The sequence below is a fragment of the Actinomycetota bacterium genome, from assembly GCA_030776625.1.
Lineage (GTDB): Bacteria > Actinomycetota > CADDZG01 > CADDZG01 > WHSQ01 > MB1-2.
In genome coordinates this window covers 59,105-73,424 of record JALYHL010000002.1, presented here as the reverse complement: position 1 = coordinate 73,424, position 14,320 = coordinate 59,105, and the positions used below count along the sequence as shown (strand labels likewise).

At 65.6% G+C, this 14,320-nt stretch carries 15 protein-coding genes; 7 read left to right on the top strand and 8 right to left on the bottom strand.

The window, feature by feature from the left end; all coding sequences use genetic code 11:
• Positions 1 to 3: 3 nt before the first annotated feature.
• The 5 genes from M3N53_04495 to M3N53_04475 form a co-directional block, all read right to left on the bottom strand.
• A complete protein-coding gene (locus M3N53_04495) occupies positions 4 to 168 on the bottom strand; it encodes a hypothetical protein (GenBank protein ID MDP9067599.1) in 165 nt (54 codons plus the stop codon).
• Entirely contained in the window at positions 165 to 542 is a 378-nt protein-coding gene (locus tag M3N53_04490; protein ID MDP9067598.1) for an AhpC/TSA family protein, read from the bottom strand. Before M3N53_04490 ends, M3N53_04495 begins: the two co-directional genes overlap by 4 nt.
• Positions 543 to 783: 241 nt before the next feature.
• Positions 784 to 1,293, bottom strand: coding sequence for a hypothetical protein (locus tag M3N53_04485; GenBank protein MDP9067597.1), 510 nt, complete (start codon positions 1,291 to 1,293; stop codon positions 784 to 786).
• Positions 1,294 to 1,411: 118 nt separating this feature from the next.
• Positions 1,412 to 2,836, bottom strand: coding sequence for a type I glutamate--ammonia ligase (gene glnA / locus M3N53_04480; GenBank protein MDP9067596.1), 1,425 nt, complete (start codon positions 2,834 to 2,836; stop codon positions 1,412 to 1,414).
• Positions 2,837 to 2,935: 99 nt separating this feature from the next.
• Positions 2,936 to 3,454 carry a DUF2505 domain-containing protein gene (locus M3N53_04475; protein ID MDP9067595.1) on the bottom strand — a complete coding sequence of 173 codons (519 nt, stop codon included), beginning with the start codon at positions 3,452 to 3,454 and terminating at the stop codon, positions 2,936 to 2,938.
• Positions 3,455 to 3,694: 240 nt separating this feature from the next.
• Between M3N53_04475 and M3N53_04470 the strand changes: the two genes are divergently transcribed.
• Both M3N53_04470 and M3N53_04465 read left to right on the top strand, forming a co-directional pair.
• Positions 3,695 to 5,698, top strand: a complete 2,004-nt coding sequence (locus tag M3N53_04470; GenBank protein MDP9067594.1) for a hypothetical protein — start codon at positions 3,695 to 3,697, stop codon at positions 5,696 to 5,698.
• A 225-nt stretch (positions 5,699 to 5,923) separates the two neighbouring features.
• On the top strand, positions 5,924 to 6,508 hold the full coding sequence (locus M3N53_04465; GenBank protein ID MDP9067593.1) for a hypothetical protein: 585 nt from the start codon (positions 5,924 to 5,926) through the stop codon (positions 6,506 to 6,508).
• On the opposite strand, the gene M3N53_04460 is transcribed toward M3N53_04465, so the two are convergent.
• On the bottom strand, positions 6,505 to 7,131 hold the full coding sequence (locus M3N53_04460; GenBank protein MDP9067592.1) for a response regulator transcription factor: 627 nt from the start codon (positions 7,129 to 7,131) through the stop codon (positions 6,505 to 6,507). The two genes, M3N53_04465 and M3N53_04460, sit on opposite strands and share 4 nt — an antisense overlap.
• Positions 7,128 to 8,459 (bottom strand): sensor histidine kinase, encoded by a 1,332-nt coding sequence (locus M3N53_04455; GenBank protein ID MDP9067591.1) that lies wholly within the window; start codon positions 8,457 to 8,459, stop codon positions 7,128 to 7,130. The genes M3N53_04460 and M3N53_04455 overlap by 4 nt, the downstream gene beginning before the upstream one ends.
• 521 nt (positions 8,460 to 8,980) lie before the next feature.
• On the opposite strand from M3N53_04455, the gene M3N53_04450 reads away from it, so the two are divergent.
• The gene (locus M3N53_04450; protein ID MDP9067590.1) at positions 8,981 to 9,961 is read left to right on the top strand and encodes an HD domain-containing protein; all 981 of its coding nucleotides are present in this window, start codon (positions 8,981 to 8,983) and stop codon (positions 9,959 to 9,961) included.
• Between the two features lie 51 nt (positions 9,962 to 10,012).
• A complete protein-coding gene (locus M3N53_04445; protein MDP9067589.1) occupies positions 10,013 to 10,627 on the top strand; it encodes a hypothetical protein in 615 nt (204 codons plus the stop codon).
• Here M3N53_04445 and M3N53_04440 read toward each other — a convergent pair.
• Positions 10,587 to 11,204: a DUF5317 domain-containing protein gene (locus M3N53_04440; protein ID MDP9067588.1), complete on the bottom strand. Its 618-nt coding sequence runs from the start codon at positions 11,202 to 11,204 to the stop codon at positions 10,587 to 10,589. The genes M3N53_04445 and M3N53_04440 overlap by 41 nt on opposite strands.
• Before the next feature lie 51 nt (positions 11,205 to 11,255).
• On the opposite strand from M3N53_04440, the gene M3N53_04435 reads away from it, so the two are divergent.
• The 3 genes from M3N53_04435 to deoC all read left to right on the top strand — a co-directional run bounded on the left by M3N53_04435 (position 11,256) and on the right by deoC (position 14,318).
• Positions 11,256 to 12,164: a diacylglycerol kinase family lipid kinase gene (locus M3N53_04435; protein ID MDP9067587.1), complete on the top strand. Its 909-nt coding sequence runs from the start codon at positions 11,256 to 11,258 to the stop codon at positions 12,162 to 12,164.
• 71 nt (positions 12,165 to 12,235) lie between these two features.
• A complete protein-coding gene (locus M3N53_04430; protein ID MDP9067586.1) occupies positions 12,236 to 13,393 on the top strand; it encodes an Mrp/NBP35 family ATP-binding protein in 1,158 nt (385 codons plus the stop codon).
• Positions 13,356 to 14,318, top strand: a complete 963-nt coding sequence (deoC, locus tag M3N53_04425) for a deoxyribose-phosphate aldolase (protein ID MDP9067585.1) — start codon at positions 13,356 to 13,358, stop codon at positions 14,316 to 14,318. Before M3N53_04430 ends, deoC begins: the two co-directional genes overlap by 38 nt.
• The last annotated feature ends 2 nt before the right edge of the window (positions 14,319 to 14,320 follow it).

The window sequence follows — 14,320 nt, the reverse complement described above, 5'->3', positions numbered from 1 at the left end:
GACCTACTGGTCGGCGATCACCGCGAAGATGGCGACAAGAACGAGCATCGCCGCGATGGTGAAACTTATCTTGCCGATCGCCTGTAACCCCTTGCGCCGGTCGCCCGCCATCAACATCACCAACGTCAGCAAAGCAGCACCGAGCAGGAGGACGGGAAGCAGTCTCATGGGAGAGCCGCGAGGACCTCTTCTACCGGCGGGTTCTCCGCCGCTACGGAGGAGCGGAACTCGTAAACGACCCGTCCTCCTCGATCGACCACCAGCACCCCACCCATCTGCAAGGGGTCCTGCTTCGGCTTGTCGACGCCGTGCCCGGCGAGCATGCCTTTGATGTAGCGCGGCCAGTTCGGCGGCCCCATGACCTCCCACAGGTTTCCGCGCTTCATCTCGAGCGCTCGGTACGTCTCTTTGGTGCGATCTACGAGCAGGGGGAACGCGACGTTCTGTTTCTCGCGGAAGTCCGCGGCCATCTCCGGGATCCCCATGCCGATGCCCGCTACCTCCGCGCCCTTGGCGCTGAACTCGCTATACCGGCCGCTCAACTGAGCGGCGTACTCGCGGCAGAAAGTTCAGCCGTAGTGGCGGAGCCAGGCGAGCACGACGGGTTGGTCCTTCCACAGGTCGCCCACCCGCTGCTCGTTGCCGAACGAGTCGGGAAGCACCGCATCTTCGATCGCCGCGACGTTAGCCATGTGTGCAACCTAACGAACGCGGGCGGCGGGCGCGCGCAGGGGGCTCCGGTCGGGCCCCCCTGCGGCGATCTACAGCTCTACTGCGCCAGCTCTACTGAGTGAGCTCGATTGTGACGAGTGCCCCGTTCTTGTCACACATCTGCTGGTCTTCCCGGACCGTCACCGTGCCGCCTGCTCCCGCGTAAGGCCCGGTTCCGCCCGTAACCGCGCCGCCGGCGCCTGCCGCGTCAGGGCTGGCGAATTCCGTGAATCGACCGGGCCAGTAGAAGGTCAGCTTTCCGTCGGAGAGCAGGGCACCGCCATCGAGCAGGAAGAACCCGTCGTTCTGTCCCGCCGCCTTTACGAAGGTGAACCGCCCGAGGAACGTCCCTGCCTTCTCGCACGTGTCGGGGTCGAAGAAGCGGTCCTTGATAACCCCCCAGTCTCCGGGGCTGAAGCCCTCGCGCCCCTCGTCGATGTTCTTCTCGAAGTCCGTCCGGTTCGGGTCGAAGAAGGTGAGCGTCCTCCCACCCGACGCCTGGGATGACGCAGGCTGGAGGCTCCCTAGGAGGACGCCTCCCACCAACAGAACGAACGTCAGTACTGCGGCCAGCTTCCGCATACACAGCCTCCTGCTTGATCCGCTTCCTCAACGAGCGGGCGGATAACAAGTAGCAGGGTTCTGGCGGCGAAGAAAGAGCCTCGACCGAAGCCGAGGCTCTTTCGTGAAGCCGGTAGAGCTAGATGTCGTAGTACAGGTGGAACTCCCACGGGTGCGGGCGCAGCCTGATCTCGTCTACCTCTCGCACCCTCTTGTAGTCGATCCAGTGATCGATCACGTCTTGCGTGAACACGCCGCCCTCGAGCAGGTAATCGTGGTCGTTCTCGAGAGCGTCGAGCGCGGCATCTAGCGACCCCGGAACCTGCGGGACCTCTGCCAGCTGCTCGGGCGGCAGCTCGTAGAGGTCCTTGTCCATCGGGTCCGGCGGCTCGATCTTGTTGCGGATCCCGTCGAGCCCCGCCATGAGCAACGCGGGGAACGCGAGGTACGGGTTGCAGGAGGGATCGGGGCAACGAAACTCGATGCGCTTGCTCTTCGGCGACTTCGAGTACAGCGGGATGCGAACGGCGGCGGACCGGTTCCGCTGCGAGTACACGAGGTTCACCGGCGCCTCGTAGCCCGGTACCAGCCTCTTGTACGAGTTCGTAGTCGGGGCGCATAGCGCGAGCAGCGATCCGGCGTGCTCGAGGAGACCGCCGATGTACCAGCGCGCGGTGTCCGAGAGCTGCGCGTATCCGAGCTCGTCGAACATGAGCGACTCGCCGTCCTTCCACAACGACATGTGGACGTGCATGCCGGAGCCGTTGTCTTGGAAGATCGGCTTCGGCATGAACGTGACGGTCTTGCCCGCCCGCAGCGCCACGTTCTTGACGACGTACTTGTAGAGCATCAACCGGTCCGCCATCGGCAGGAGGTCGTCGAAGCCCATGTCGATCTCGCTCTGCCCGGCGGTCCCCACCTCGTGATGGTGGATCTCCACCGGGATGCCGAGCTGACGAAGGATGACCACCATCTCCGAGCGAAGGTCCTGGTAGTGGTCCATGGGAGGGACGGGGAAGTAGCCCTCCTTGTAGCGCGGCTTGTAGCCCAGGTTCCGACCGCCCTCTTCCGCGCCCGAGTTCCACGCCCCCTCGACCGCGTCGATGTAGTGGAACGCGGAGTGCTGGTTCTGATCGAAGCGGATCGAGTCGAAGATGTAGAACTCGGCCTCGGGACCGAAGTAGGCCCGATCGGCGACCCCGGACCCGTTCATGTAGTCGCTGGCCTTCTTCGCTATGTAACGGGGGTCGCGCGTGTAGAACTCGCCGGTCACCGGGTCCTTCACGAACGCGTTGATGATCATCGTCGGGTGCTGGCGGAACGGATCCATCACCGCGGTCTCCGCGTCGGGTACAAGGAGCATGTCCGATTCCTGGATCTCTTGGAACCCCCGGATCGAGGAGCCGTCGAAGCCGAACCCCTCCTCGAACGCGTCTTCACCGAGCTCGTCGAAAGGCATCGAGAAGTGCTGCATCAGACCTGGGAGGTCCGAGAATCGGATATCTACGAACTGCGCCCCGCTCTGCTGACCGAGCTTCAGGACGTCGGACGGACTTGCTGCCATTTACGCGCCTCCTCGCAGGGGTAGCCGACCGGTGTTGATCGCTGCGGCGACCCTAGCGAAAGGCGATTTCTCGAGGGTTTCGCGGGTGTTACAGCCCCGTTAAGTGGGAGAACGCGCCGATCGGTTTTCGCGCTCCAGCCACTCCGCGAGCCGCTCGGCCTCCTCGTCGTAGGCGGCTTCGATCCCGCTAACGATCCAGCCCTCGACCTTTGAGCCGTAGAGAGGAACCTTCACTTTCACGCTACCGGACACCGTCCGGCAGGCGCCCGAGCCCTGCTTTCCGACATCGATGTGCCCGCCGGCGGACATCAGCTCGGCGGCGACTTCGGGGTGGATCGTCCAGGTCCAGCGCCTCGCGCCGGGATCCCACCGGGCCTCCTCGATCCAAGACGGCTTGGCGCCCCCGAGGAACTTCTTCGCCGCGCCGGAGACGTCTATGTCGAGGACGCACCGGATCCGGCGCAGGATGCTCCCGTCGCGCCGCTCTTCCTGGAGGATGACCTCTCGCTCCGAGAGCGACGCCACGTCGGCCAAAGACGCCTGGAAGTCCTCGTCTATCAGTGCGTCCGCGACCTCGTCCGGGCTTGCCTCGAAGTGGTGGGTGATCTTGAAGTCCACCCGCCGAGGATAGCCAGCGGGCAGCGGAGGGGCGGTCGGCGCACGCAAATCAGGGCATTGATGCTCAACAGTTGACTCTTGTAACAGGTGTCCGGTAGCCTGAATGCCGGTGTCCGCGACTAGCGGAGCGGGCCCGGGCAGTACCAGCGGAGCAAAACGTTTCTCGGATATTCCGACAGGCGCCTGCAGATCGAGTTCCGGTCGCGCGCTCATTCACCCGTCTACGTGGGGAGTTGGACTGTGTATCGAGGCAGCCGTTCGGCCATCATCGCCTTCTTGATCCTGTTCGTGATCGCCCTCCAGATCGGTACCTCGTGGGCCGATCCGGGCTCGGGCAAGGGACGAGACGACCCGCCCGCGCACGGGCGGGAAGACGCCGAAGAGGACGCACCCGAGGAAGAGGAGGCACCGGAGGAAGAGGGGTCGTCCGAGCAGGACGAGACATCGGATGACGAGGCCTCCTCCGAGGATGGCGACGCCCAACCGCGGCAGCGGGCGAGACCGAAGGACGACCACCAGCAGAGCCAGGAGGCGGCCGAAGAGGGCTCGGGCGACCCCCCGAGCGACGAGGATGCCTCCGGGGGGGAGCCGTCCTCCCGCCCCGCCGACGTTGTGGATCTCTCCTTCTCCGCCTCGCCGGCAACGCTGTCACGGGGAGAGACCTCGACCCTGGAGGTGGTGGCGTCCAATCCGGGCTCAGACAGCGTCGGCGACATCGGGCTGCTGGTCGAGCTCCCCACCCACCTCGACCTCGTGGACTCCGACCCCACCGGATCGAGCGACGGGCGGCTCCTGTCGCTTGACCTCGGCCCGCTTGCTCCCGGAGCCAGCTCTGCTGCCTCCATCACCGTCGCGGCCGCCTCCTCGCCCAGTGGCGAGCAGGAGCCCGTGCGGTTCGCGGTCTCGTTCGACGATCGTGTCATCCGCCATCAGCTCCTCGTTCAGGTGAGGCCGTCCGACCCCACCGGGCTCGGCTTGAGCCAGAGCTCACCCCTTCTGGTGCAGGTAGGAGAGAACTCGTCCTTCTCGATCACGGTCGCGAACCGAGCCGAGACGGCTCTGGAAGACGTCGCCGTCGTGACAGAGGTGGCCCCGGAGCTGGATGTGGTGGGGGTCACCGCGATCGCCGCCGCGGACGCGATCCAGGTCGGGAGGTCGCCCACTAGAGAAGACATCGTGTGGATCTTCGAGTCCCTAGCCCCCGGCGAAGAGGTGCAGCTGTCCTGGACGGGCCGCGCGGTCGCGCCGGGTGACCTGGAGGCTCTGAACGTGGTCGACGCGACGGTGGAGGGCCGCTCCGCGGCGACCAGCACCCAGAACACCTATCTCGGCTACGTCCTCGGCGTTCGGACCGATGCGGGGGGCGAGGTGGCTCCTGTGGTGGAGCACCGGACGGTGACGAAGATGGTGCCGGTGACCGTGGAGGTGGCGGGCTCCCTCGGAGGCGTGCTGCCGGTTACCGGAGCGTCGCCGGGGCGGCTGGTCGCGGTCGCGGTCGGTCTGATGACGATCGGCGCGTTGTTGTTAGTGGTCTCCCGCACCTCCCGCTCCCGTCGACGCGGCTTGGTCGTGGTGCTTGCGACCGTGATGCTCACCGGCGCCGCCTGTGTTTCGGACGGTGGCAGGCCGAGCGCGATTGCTCCTGACGCACCGGCTCCCTCCCCCACTGCATCAGCGACCCCCGACCCGGCGCCGAAGGACAAAGACCAGGTGCTGGGGCTGCGCCTCAATCGCGGACCGGAGGGATCAGGTCAGGGCTCGGCCACGGATACAGCCGACGAAGCCGGAGCCGCCGAGCCCGCGACCACAACGAAGGTTGTCTTCGAAGAGGTCACGTCGGTCGTTCCGGTGGTCGTGTCAGCCGAGGAGCTGCCCGCCGAGACGATGCAGTCGCGCTCAGGCGACAACACCGTCTCGCTCGAGTGGACCGGCGACGCGGTGGCGACTCAGACCTCCGGTCGGCGCCTCACGGCCGAGATGGCAGACGAGCTGCTCGCTTCTTTGCGGAGCAACGGCGAGCAGCTGACGGCAACGGTCGCGCTGTCCAACCTCGCTCGGGACCGGCGCCTGGTGGTGCGAGGCCGGCTCGTCTTGGACATCGTGTCCGGTGAGGGCCGCTCTTCCAGGCTCACCTCCGGCCCTATCGACGTCGTGCTCGAGCCGGGGGAGCACACGGCGGCCGATCTCTCGTTCTCACTGCCCGCGGGAACCTACGGCTTGACGGGGGGATTTGTCACGGATTGACCAGGATGGAGGTTCCTGGTTCCATACGTGCGGGTGGAAGAATCGGCGCGCTCGCGCGCCCCGTGGGAGGCATAGCGTTTGTCTGGCAATGAGCACGGTCGATCGGTCGAGAAGCCCCAGCGGACCCTCGACCCCGGCATTCAACATCCGCCTGAGGACTCCCCGTCGCCCGACTCCGTCGGTCGCGCCCAACGCCTTCAGGGGGCTCTGTCGCGGCTCCGGGGCGTGCGTGAGGCGAGGGTGGTCCCGCGTGCGCGCAGCTTCGAAGTCAGCGTTCTGACGCTTCCGGAGCGGAGAGAGGACGACACACTCTCGGACGTGCGGACCCTTGCGGACCGCGCCGGCATCGAGCCTGCGGCCCTGCGGGTGAGGGTGCTCGGAGGGACCTCTCCGAGCACGGTGATGCAGCGTCGCAAGTTGTCGAGCCTCTCTACCAAGCGCTACGGCCAGCGCTTCACCGCGCAGGTGACGCTCGAGCTGGAGGGCGACGCGCTCGTGGGGGAGGTGGACGTACCGATCGGGCGGAGGTTCGAGTATCGCTCGGTGGCGCGAGCGGTACTGGAGAGCGTGCGGTGCTTGATCCCGTACGCGCTTCAACTGGAGAACGTCGAGATCTTCAACTACGGCGTCGATCGGCTGGCGGTCGTCTCCGTCAGCTCCCGCGACAACGTCCTCATCGGGACCGCCCTGGTGAGGGGGGACGAGCTCGACGCGATCGCGCGCGCGACGCTGGACGCCATCAACCGCGTGTTGAATCTCGGCCCGATCGATCTAGCTCGCGCGGAGAGTGCGAGCCGATCCTTCAGCTAGTGGATCAGACCGCGGCGGAATGCCTCGGCGACGGCCTCCGTTCGATCTCTCACCTGCAGCTTGCGAAACACCTGCTTGAGGTACGTCTTGATCGTTTCCTCCGACAGGTGCATCTCGGAGGCCACCTCTTTGGTGGAGAGACCGTTGCTCAACCCCTGCAGTACCGACACCTCGCGGTCGCTGAGAGCGCGGGAGTCGCGGCCGCCCAGCCGTCCGAACACGCCTTCGGTCACCGTGGGGTCTAGCACGGACCGGCCCTGTGCGACGTCTCTGATCCCCTGTAGCAACGCCTCGCGCGAAGCGCCTTTCGACATGTAGCCGTCCGCTCCAGCTTTGATCGCCTCCGCGACGGTTGCCGGATCGGTGTACATCGTCAGCACGAGGATCTTGGTCTCCGGCTTCGTCTCTTTGATCCGCTTGGTGGCTTCGATGCCGTTCATCGACCCACTCAGGCTCACGTCCATCAGCATCACCGCCACGTCGTCCGCTTCGCTCGCGCTGATGGCCTCTTCGCCGGAGGTGCGCGTCCCGAGGAGGTTCAGGTCGTCCACGTCGGCGAGCATCGCCTCCAGACCTTGAGAGACGACGGTGTGATCTTCGACGATCAGAACGTTGATCGTCATCGTGCGGCGCGACCCGGAAGAACGGCCTCGAGTCGGGTCCCGCTGCCGGGCGTGGACTGCAGCTCTAACCTCCCTCCCACGCGGGCCGCTCGCTCCCTCATCAACCTCAGGCCGAGGTGTTGCGGCCCGGGTTCCGCCGACACATCGAAGCCGGGACCTTCGTCTTCGACCGAGATGTGAACCATCCCGTCATACTCGCTTACGCGCACGACTACCTTTCTTACCGCAGAATGCTTCAGCGCGTTCGTCAGCCCCTCTTGCAGTATCTGGAAGGCGGCCAGTGAGACCGGGATAGGAGGTTCTTCTTCGGTCCCTCCCTCGATGCGGATATCGGCCGACCACAGGATACGCATCTGTTCCGCGAACGCCTCGATCGTGGCCATCAATCCGCCTGCCCCGATGGACGAACGGCGTAGGTCGGTAAGCGACGATCTGAGATCGGCGATCGCGTCTTCCACCGCCCCTTTCGTGGAGGCCAGAGCGGCGCGTGCCTCCGAGAGTCGGCCTTCTTCGACATAGGTCCGGGCGTTTCCCGCCGCGTACGCGGCTCCGACGAGCAGTTGGAGGGCTGAGTCGTGGATGTTCTCGGCGATCAGGTTGCGCTCTTCCTCGCGGTCCGAAAACACTTTCTCCGTCGCGTCCAGGAGCGCCCTTTGTTGCTCTTGGACCTGCTGCGCCAGCTCCTGTTGAGCGCGGGCGCCCAGCAGGCTGAGCCGCGCGAAGAGCAGCGGTATCAAGAAGGCCGCCACGAAGAACTGGATCTCCTGGTACGCGGCGGCCGTCGCGACACCAAGGGCACCCAGAACGGCCTGTGACAGCAGGAAGCCCCCGACGGGCCGCGGCACAAGGGTCTCGAACGCTTCGCGCATACTGAGACCCCTGTCTCGATGCAACATGAGGGCGACCAGGCCAAGGTTGATCGCGACGAATATCAAGATGCCGCCCACGGTGACGAGCGCGCCGGTAGGGAATCGGTCGAACGAGCCGTCGTCGACGGTACGGACGACGAAAGAGGCGGCCCCGATCGCGAGGATCACCTGGCTTCGGTTGAACACCGATCGCCACAATGGGATCTCGCCCCTGAACTCCCGCCCGTCGAAGGCTCCCAGCGCTGCCATCGTCATCGCTATGGCTGGCTCGAATAGGAGCGCGATCGCGATCATGATCGGCAGTGACATCGTCACTCGGGTGTCGAAGCCGAGAGATACCGGCAGAAGTTCGGCCGCGAGGAGCAGCGCGACCCAGAACAAGAAGTTCGGCATGTCGGGCATATCCACGGGCCCGCGCCAGGCTGCTATCAACGCGCCGAGGGCGATAGCTCCGCTCAACCACGCAAAAGAGCGTCCTCTGGACATACGCGTATCGTAGGGGAGACGGGGTTCCGAGAACCGGCGCTTAAAAGCTAAAGGGAGGGGATCCTCGCCCCTCCCTCAGCGGTACCTTGTTTCTTAGTACTTCCAGGTTGCGCCGGCGACCTGAAAAAGCGCCAATAGCGTGCTTGCAAGAGCGATGAGACGGACCTTCATGCGGACCTCCTCTCGGAACTTAGAAGGTGTTCTAGGACCGACCCCCGGAGGGGTCGCCGCTCCGCTCTGTTGCTGTTCGTTCAGGTGTGACTCGCTACGCTGATCGACCCGCTCCCGGGTCGGTCTAAAGCGTACGTTTCTCGGAGTCCGGAAGCAATGGTTCGAATTACCAGCGGGACTCGCTCGGGGAAGCACCTTTGCCCTTCCGGGGGATGACCGCGAAGTGCTCGCTTCGGTCTACTTGTGGCGAGAGGCCGCCCCGGCCTCTGTTACGCAACCGTTCTAGCCGGACAGGGCATATGACGCTTTCTCAGCAAGCAGCAGTGAGGGTGTTGATCGCCGAGCGTCATCTGACTATCGCGGAATCTCTAGCCAAGATCATCGAAGCAGCCGGCAACGCAGAGGTGACTGCGCAGGTCACTTCGGCCGCGGAGGCTTTGGAGTCCGGACGTAAGTCCGCTCCCGACGTGGCCTTGATCGACCTCGCCCTGTCGCCGGACTGCGCTCTCGTTTCGGCGCTGCATCGCCTCTCGCCGGAGACCCGCATCATCGTGATGTCCGAGCGCGCCGCGCCTGCGACCGGCGTGATCGATGCGCTCGCCTCTGGGGCCGTGGGTGCCATCTACCGAGATGCGTCGATGGAGGAACTCAGCCGCATCCTGATGTCCTCCAGCCGCCACAACCCAGCTGTTCCGGGTGAGGCGACCGCGATACTCCTGGAGTCGTACCTCAACTCTCTGTCCGACCGCAGAAAGAGGGATCTCGCCACCATCGAAGCTCTCGCGGCTGCGGTGGAGGTGCGCGATCTGGAGACCGGACAGCATCTGCGCCGCGTGACCTCCCTCGCCGAGACCTGTTTGGACAAGATCGACCCTGACCTGGCTAGGAACGAGGAGGTGCGGTTCGGGTTCACGCTGCACGACGTCGGAAAGATCGGCGTCCCCGACGCGGTCCTCAACAAGGTGGGTCCGCTCACGGACGAGGAGTGGAAGAGCATGCGGCAGCACCCGGAGCTCGGGGTGAAGATCGTGGAGCCCATCGGCTTCTCTTCCGCCGCGACCGACATCATCCTGAGCCACCACGAACGTTTCGACGGCGGCGGCTATCCCTTCGGCCTCGCCCGCGAGGAGATACCGATCACCGCCCGCGCCTTCGCGGTAGTCGATGCTTTCGACGCCATGACGTCGGACCGCCCCTACCGGTCGGCGATGCCCACCGACCGGGCGCTAGAGCTGATCCACGCCAACGCCGGCACGCAATTCGACCCGGAGGTAGCGGACGTCCTGATCGACCTGACCGCCTAGCTCCGCTCTAGTCCTTGACCCGGTGCCCGTCACGTGGAAGCGTGGCGGGTTATGAACCGCGCCGAGCTCGAAGCCGGGCTCAAGAGGATCTCGGGCATCACGGGCGTCCGGGTGGTTGGCGAAGACCAGCCGACCGAGATCCACGTGGTGGCGTCGCAAGACCGCTCGCCCAAGCAGGTTGTGCGAGACGTCCAGTCGCTCGCGGCCGCGGGTTTCGGTTTGGCGATCGATCACCGGATCGTGTCGGTCGTCCAGGTCGACGAACCGTCCTCCAACGGCCACCGGCCGTCCCGGATCCTGATCGACAGGATCGAGGTGTCGAAAGGCGCCGACTCGGAGTGGGTGAAGGTGATGCTGCGGCACCCGTCGGGCGACATCTCAGAGGGGTCCTGCACGGGGGGCGGATCGCGGACATCCCGAGGCAAAGCAGCCGTGATCGCGACGTTGCGGGCGTTGGATCCGGTTCTATCGGAGCGAAGGGCGACGGTCGATCTCGAGAGCTTGTCTCTGCAGAGCGTGGACTCCGAAGACGCGGTGTGCGTGCGGGCGGCCTTCGCGGAGGGCGGGATCAGGCTGGCGTTGGTCGGGACCGCGGTGATCGAGGACGACATCGCGACCGCCGCTATCAAGGCTCTGCTGCAGGCGCTGAACCGGAAGCTCCTCTAGCTCTCGTTCGTCGCCCCCGCGGCGGCCGAGTCGCCCGGTAGACGAAGAGGCCCAAGCCGAGGGCCAACAGGACGTCGCCGAGACTGAGCACCGTTCGGAGTGGTTTGACCGGGATCGCGTCCGCAAGCCACCGGAGCTCTGTCTGGTCGTCCAGCACCTCGTGCCGTAGGCCGCTGCGTTCGGCCGTGATCGGTCTGCCGACCGATTCCGCCGCCTGTGGCAAGACCGGCATGGCTCCGTTCACCGCGATCACGGCGAGGTTCATCACCAATCCGGCACCCGCGAGCGCCATGCCCGGCACCCTCAGGTTCACGATCAGAAAGAGTGCGACCAGGGCGTTGGCTGCCATCAGCAGGAGGAACGCACCGTTTAGGTCGATCAAGCGTGGGCTGACCAGACCGACTGCGATCTGCGTCGCAAGACCCCCGAAAACCAGCCACGTGAAACGCAGCCGCACGGAAGCCAGCCGTTCCAGGCTCCCGTCTTGGAGCAACGCCGCGCCGAGGGCGACGCCTGCGGAGATGAACACCAGTTCGATGACTGCGCTCCCGACCTCAGAGACCCGGCGCTCCAGCATAGGAGACCTCGCTCCTCGGACCCGAGGATGGCGCGGCTGTAGCTTTCGCCGATGAAGACCGTGCTGGTGATCTCGAACGCCCACGCGGGTTCTGTCTCGCAGCGGACCAAGGAGGTCATCGTCAAGGCCTTGCAGGCGGACTTCAAACTCGAGGTCTGCGACACCCATGCCCGCTCGCATGCGACCGAGCTTGCCCGTGACGCCGCGGACAGAGGTTTCGACGCGGTGATCGCGTTCGGAGGAGATGGAACGATCAACGAGACGGCCCAGGGTCTGATCGGCACCGACGTTGCCTTTGGGCTGATCCCAGGGGGAAGCACCAACGTCCTCGCGCGGTCGCTTGGCGTTCCGCGCGACCCGGTCGAGGCGACCGCTTTCGTCGCGTCTCACATCGCTTCGACGACGAGCCGGATGATCAACGTCGGCCGGATGAACGAGCGCTATTTCCTGTTCTCGGCGGGAGTCGGTCTGGATGCCGAGGTGGTGAAGCGGGTCGAGGCCGATCCGGAGGCGAAGCGGCGGCGGAGGGAGTGGTTCTTCCTTAGTAACGCTCTGAAAGCAGGGGTCACGCACTACAGGGGCAGCGACGCGTGGATCGAGATCACCGCCGCCGGCGGGTCTCCCGAGCGCGTCGTCCTCGCCGTCTGTTGTAACGGCCGACCCTTCACCTTCTTCAAGAAGCACCCGGTCGATGTCTGCCCGCACGCGCGGCTGGACCGGGGGCTCGACCTCTTCGGGTTGCGACGGATGCGCGGCGCGACGATCCCGCGGCTGGCTTGGGCTCTCCTCGTCAGCCGCTCCCATGTCCGCTGGAGGCAGTCGGTCTACCTGCACGACGTCGACGACGCGACGCTGCGATGCGATCGTCCGCTGCCGGTGCAGGTCGACGGCGACTACGTCGGCGAGCGCGACGAGGTCTCTTTGAGCCTGGTCCCGCGGGCTCTGCGCGTGCTCGTCTGACGCCGAAACGGGCGGCAGCGACCTATCCATCGCTTACCCTTGAAGCTCACAAGACGTCAGGAGTGACCACCATGCCGATGCCCACCGAACAGCAGATCTCCGAGGTTCTCGGACAGATCCAGGACCCGGAGTTGCACCGCGGGCTGAACGAGCTCAACATGGTCCGTGGGATCTCGATCAGCGGCTCCGAGATCTCGGTCCTCATCGCGCTGACCATCCCCGGCTGTCCGCTGAAGGACTACTTCCACACCGTCATCCCAGCGAAGCTGAAGGAGAGCTTTCCCGACGTTTCTCACGTGAACGTCGAGCTCACTTCGATGACGGAGCAGGAGAGGGAGGCGCTGGTCGGCAACCTGCGCAAGGACACCCCGGCCCCCTTCGCGCGCTCCGATTCGACCACGCAGGTGATCGCGATCGGGTCGGGCAAGGGCGGTGTGGGGAAGTCGACGACCACGGTCAACATCGCGGCCTCGCTCGCGAAGCTCGGACACACCGTCGGACTGCTGGATGCAGACGTCTGGGGCTTCTCGATCCCGCGGATGCTGGGGATCCACGAACGTCCCACGGTCGTCGGCGAGATGATCATGCCGCCTGAGGTATTCGGGATAAAGGTCGTGTCGATCGGACTGTTCACGCCGGAGGACAACCCGGTCGTGTGGCGAGGTCCCATGCTGCACAAGGCTCTGCAGCAGTTCCTCAGCGACGTCCACTGGGACGAGCCGGATTACCTGCTCATCGACCTGCCTCCGGGCACCGGCGACGTAGCGATCTCGATCGCGCAGTTCCTGCCGGGTGCCAGCATGGTGATCGTCACGACGCCGCAGGCTGTGGCCGAGAAGGTCGCGCAGCGCGCAGGATTGATGGCAGAGAAGACCAATCTCGATGTCATCGGGGTCGTCGAGAACATGTCCTACTTCCGGGGCGACGACGGCAAGGAATACCGGATCTTCGGTGAGGGCGGTGGCGAAAGCCTCGCGGAGAAACTCGACGTCCCTCTGTTGGGTCAGATCCCGCTCGAGCCTTCGACTCGAGAGTTCGCCGACGCGGGTGCTCCCATCGTGCTGCAGGACCCCGACGCGGAGGTCTCTCAAGCCTTCGTCACCACCGCGAAAGAGATCGTGAACCTGGTGCCGCCCCGCCCCCGTCCGGCGAAGCGCATATCGCTGCCTCTCGTGCAGGGCCCGATGGGTCATGGAGGCCACAGCCACCAGCACGCCCACCAGCACTAGTCGCGTGTCCGTGGCGCCGGCGCTGGATCTCGCCGTGGTCGATCGGATCGGTGGCGCTGTGGACGCGGTCGGGGCCGAGCAGCGGGCGGCGACGCTCGGAAGTCGCTCGATCAAACGCGGATCCAAGCTGCAGGGCCTCGAGCTGGCGATCAGGTGCTGTGACCTCACCACGCTCGAAGGAGCCGACTCGGGGGGCAAGATCCGGCAACTCGCGGCGAAGGCGATGCGGCCGGCTCCCGGAGACCCCACGATCCCGCACGTTGCGGCGCTGTGCATCTACCCGCGCCTAGTCGCCGTGGCGCGCGCTGCGCTCGCCGGATCTGGAGTGAAGGTGGCGTCGGTGGCGACCGCGTTTCCCTCGGGGCAGGCGCCGCTCGAGCTGAGGCTCCAGGAGATCTATCGCGCCGTCGACGACGGAGCGGACGAGGTGGACATCGTCATCAGCCGCGGCGCGTTGCTCGCGGGCGACGAAGCCACCGTTTTCGACGAGGTCGCGGCTTCCAAGGCAGCGGCGGGGGCCGCTCACGTGAAGGTGATCCTGGAGACCGGCGAGCTCGGCTCCTACGACGGCGTCCGCCGCGCCTCCATGGTCGCCATGGCCGCCGGGGCCGACACGATCAAGACATCCACCGGCAAGATCACGCCGGCCTCGACGCCGGTGGTCGCGCTCGTGATGGCGGAAGCGATCAGGGACTTCGAAGGGGAGACCGGTCGCGCGGTAGGCCTCAAGGTCGCCGGCGGCATCAGGACGGCCAAGGACGCGCTGCGCTACCTGGTCATCGTGAAGGAGACCTTGGGCGAGGAGTGGCTGACGCCGGAGCGCTTCCGTATCGGTGCCTCGTCGTTGTTGAACGACCTCTTGATGCAGATCGACAAGCAGCGAACGGGCTTGTATTCAGACCCCGACCGCTACACCATCGACTAGTG

Coding starts and splice junctions, on each gene's coding strand:
- M3N53_04495 (MDP9067599.1), bottom strand. CDS start 168: ATGAGACTGCTTCCCGTCCTCCTGCTCGGTGCTGCTTTGCTGACGTTG.
- glnA (MDP9067596.1), bottom strand. CDS start 2,836: ATGGCAGCAAGTCCGTCCGACGTCCTGAAGCTCGGTCAGCAGAGCGGG.
- M3N53_04485 (MDP9067597.1), bottom strand. CDS start 1,293: ATGCGGAAGCTGGCCGCAGTACTGACGTTCGTTCTGTTGGTGGGAGGC.
- M3N53_04445 (MDP9067589.1), top strand. CDS start 10,013: ATGAACCGCGCCGAGCTCGAAGCCGGGCTCAAGAGGATCTCGGGCATC.
- deoC (MDP9067585.1), top strand. CDS start 13,356: ATGGAGGCCACAGCCACCAGCACGCCCACCAGCACTAGTCGCGTGTCC.
- M3N53_04430 (MDP9067586.1), top strand. CDS start 12,236: ATGCCGATGCCCACCGAACAGCAGATCTCCGAGGTTCTCGGACAGATC.
- M3N53_04460 (MDP9067592.1), bottom strand. CDS start 7,131: ATGACGATCAACGTTCTGATCGTCGAAGATCACACCGTCGTCTCTCAA.
- M3N53_04435 (MDP9067587.1), top strand. CDS start 11,256: ATGAAGACCGTGCTGGTGATCTCGAACGCCCACGCGGGTTCTGTCTCG.
- M3N53_04440 (MDP9067588.1), bottom strand. CDS start 11,204: ATGCTGGAGCGCCGGGTCTCTGAGGTCGGGAGCGCAGTCATCGAACTG.